Annotated in this window: 1 protein-coding gene; it reads right to left on the reverse strand. The window is 76.5% G+C overall.

Annotated features, from left to right (window positions below; genetic code table 11):
• Window positions 1-3,535: hypothetical protein (locus ACY45C_RS18910; RefSeq protein ID WP_462188911.1), on the reverse strand; the 3,535-nt coding region annotated here is incomplete at both ends.

The following is a 3,535-nucleotide window of genomic DNA, read 5'->3' on the forward strand; positions in this document are numbered from 1 at the left end:
CTCCGGGCCCGTCAGACGACGGCCGGCGCTCGCCGATCGGCGGCGCGGCCTGCAGCCGCGCGGCGAGCGAGTCGTGGGCGCGGCCGGCGAGCGACGGCAGCAGCCCCGCATCGGCCGGCTCGACGCCGTCGAGCAGCGCGGCCAGGAACGCCGACTGCTCGGTCCTGCCGACGATCGGCGTGACTCCCCACCGCAGCGCCCGGCGCAGCGCCGCCACCCGGGACGGCGTGTCGGCCGCCGCGGCCAGCGCGTCTACCGTCCGCTGCGCCTCGTCGCGCAGCTCGGCGTACCGGGCGCGCAGGTCGGTGAGGATCGCGGCGTCGAGAGCGGCGACGCTGGCGGAGTCCTCGGTGCTCGCGACGTCGCTCGCGAGCGATGGCTGGCTGCCGAGCGCGCGGACGAGGTCGCGGGCGCGCCGCTGCCAGCCCGGCCCGGTGCCGCCGTCCGGCGGGGCACCCAGCCGATACGCCGCCATCGCCAAGAGCAGGTCCGGCGACAGCACGAGCGTGTCCTCCGGCGCGAGTCCGAGGTCGGAGAGCGTGACCGGACCCCAGGTCCACGCCGAGGCGGGACCCGTCGCCGCCGCGACCGCCGCGGCCACCGAGGCGTCGGCGATGAGTGCGGGCGCGACTCCGTCGCCGGCGAGCGGTGCCACGTACGGCACCGCGGCCACCACCGCGGACGTAAGCCCGTCGGCGGTCAGCGGGGTCTCGGTGAACGCGAGCGTCGGCGGCGCGCCAAGCCCTGCGGCGGCGTCCATCGCAGCGCCGGCGAGGTCCGCCCGGCCGGTCACGACCTGGTGCACGGCCTCCGCGACCAGCAGGTCCCCGTACGCGTCGAGTGCGTCCCGCAGCCCTTCCAGCAGCTCTCTCTGCGCCGGGGAGACCGGCAGCGGCGGCGCGGCGGACAGGAGGGCGCTCAGCGCGGCGAGCCCGGAGCAGACCCGGCCGGGCTCCGCCTGCCCGCCGCGCATCGGGAACTGCGAGCGCAGCGCGGCCACGTCGGCGTGGGCGCTGACGACCCGCTCCACCTGCCGGCCGAGCGCCTCGTGCAGGTGCGCTCCGACCCGGACCTCCTCGGCCATCTCCTCGGCGAGCCGGATCCGGTCGGACTCCAGCTGCATCGACCACAGGTCGCGGCCGGCGGGATCGGTGAGCCGGTCGGTGACCTGCTTGTCCCGCAGCACAACCGCGGTCAGCGCCTGCGCGTGCGACGGCGCGTGCAGCAGCCCGCCCTCGGTCGGGCCTGGCGTGCCGAGCATCGGCCCGTCCACCCAGCCGTACACGCCGAGCCGGAACCGGGTATCCGGCTTCGCGGCGAGCAGGTCGAGCCGGCGCGCCGCCATCCCGGTGAGCCACGGGTCGACGCGGTGGGTCGCGGTGTCCAGGGTGGACCGCAGGGCACGCTCCACGTCGGACAGGAGATCCGGCGGCGGCTCGCGGAGCAGCTCGTAGAGCCGGGCCAGGCCGTCGCGGTGCACCCGCAGCACGAAGCCGGCCGGGTGGTCGTCCGGGTCGCCGGGCGACCAGGCCTGGCCGAGCGAGCGCAGCAGCGTCGGGTTGACGGTCGAACCGATCTCCGGCTCCAACAGCGGGTCGCCCGAGCCGGCGTTCACGCGGGCCACCGCGGCGACCGCCAGCATCACCGAGTGCAGCAGCAGCCGGACGAGCAGGCTGTCGGGCAGCAGCTCGTGCCACGCCTCGACGGCCCGGTCCCACGGGCCGGGCCGCTCGTCGAGCAGCGTCTCGACCAGCCGCGCGAGGCCTTCCTCGACGCTCATCGCCGGCACCGGGTCGCCGTTCTCGTCGACCCGGCCGGGCTCGTAGAACCACGACGGCCACCGGGTCGGCGCGACCAGCGGCAGCGTGAGCCGGTCGGCCTCGGCCGCAGCGAGGTACGCCCGCGCCGGCTCCTGCCCGAGCAGGTTCACAACAGCGGGCTCCAGGGCGGCCCGCACCTCCTCGGCGAACCGGTCGGCCTCGACGCCAGTGGTCGCGTTCCACAGCGCGGCCCAGAGCGTGGCCGGGAGGAACAGCCGGTGCATGTATCCGGCGGAGACCGCGTCCCGGCCCAACAGCTCGAGCAGCCCGGCGGTGTCCGCGCCGACCGCGGTGCCGTTCCCGCGCGCGCCGGCGGCGAGCGCGTCCCGCAGGACGAGCAGTGGTGCAAGCATCCGCTCCTCGCACGCCGCGGACTCGCCCTCCTCCGCCGAGATCCGCCAGCCGGTCATCACCGAGGCGGGCAGCAGCCCGTACGGCTGCTCGGCGATTCGTACAGGCGGCAGCGGCCCCTCCGGCCGCAGGTGGTCCGCGGCCCAGGCGCCGAGCCGGTCGGCATCCTCGCGCAGCCCCCACACGTCGCACAGCTGGTGCCCCCACAGCGCCGGCCACAGGGCACGGACGAGCAGCTGGTCGAGGGTCCTCGCCGAGCCGGACACGGCCGGGAGCGAGTCGGGCGCACCAGTCAGCGGCCGTGCGAGCGGGTTGATCTGGATGCCCTCGACCCGGAACGCCGCGGTGTCCCGCCACTCCCCCGGGTCGGTGCCGAGGCTCGCGGCCTGCTCGCCCTCCACGGCGTTGGTCGGCGCGCCGAGCGGCAGCAGCGCCAGTTCGCCGGCGTCGGCCTGCGCCCGCAGGTGCCCGGCCGGGTCCTCGTCGCCGACCCCGACCACGTAGAGCACGCCGATGTCGTCCGGCCCGCGCCCGTCCGGCAGCGCGATCTCAAGGCCGAGGCCGACGTCCTGGGCGGCCTGCCAGGACACCCACCAGCGGTCGGCCTGCTCGACGACCGTGCCGCCGGCCTCCGCGTGGGCGCCGACCACGTCGAAGACCAGCGCCGAGGTGTCCACCGTGGACGATCCGACCAGCACGGGGTCGCTGGCGCCGAACGAGCACCACACCTCCAGCGACGGCGGGAAGCCGCCGACCCGGTTCGGCGGCGCGGTGTGCTCGGCGGCGTCCGGTGCCGCGACGGTCACCCCGCCGGCGCCGACCATGGGCGGGTACGCCCCCACAAGCCACGCTGCCCGCAGCGGCGCGACCTGCCGGCAGAACCGCTCCCAGGCCGGCGGGCACAGGTCGCGCGACAGCCAGTCCGACGGCGCGAGCGCGCGCTGCGCCGGGGTGAGGGCGTCCCAGGTGTCCTGCCACATCTGGGTCAGCATCTCGATCTCGACCGGGGTGGGGACCGGGTCGTCCCGGCGTATGGACGCCTCGTCCGGCACGACCCGCAGCAACATCGTCCACTGCGGACCGTTCTGCCGGAACAGCGTCTCCAGCCGTACGGGCAGTAGCACGCACACGTCCCGGACGAGCGCGGGCCGCTCGGTGACGGGCAGCTCGAGCCGGGTCCGAACGGCGGACGCCACCAGCGTGTCGAAAACGTCGGCGCCGAACCTCGCCTGCAGACTCGGCACGATGTCCGGCCCCGGCCGCTCCTGCCGGACCACCGCCAGCGCGGAGTTCACCAGTCCGGGCATCGGCGGCGCGGTCCCGGCGAGGGTGCGCACCGCGTCGGTGCCGAGCGCGCCGAGGAC

The organism is Frankia sp. CcWB2 (assembly GCF_977927585.1).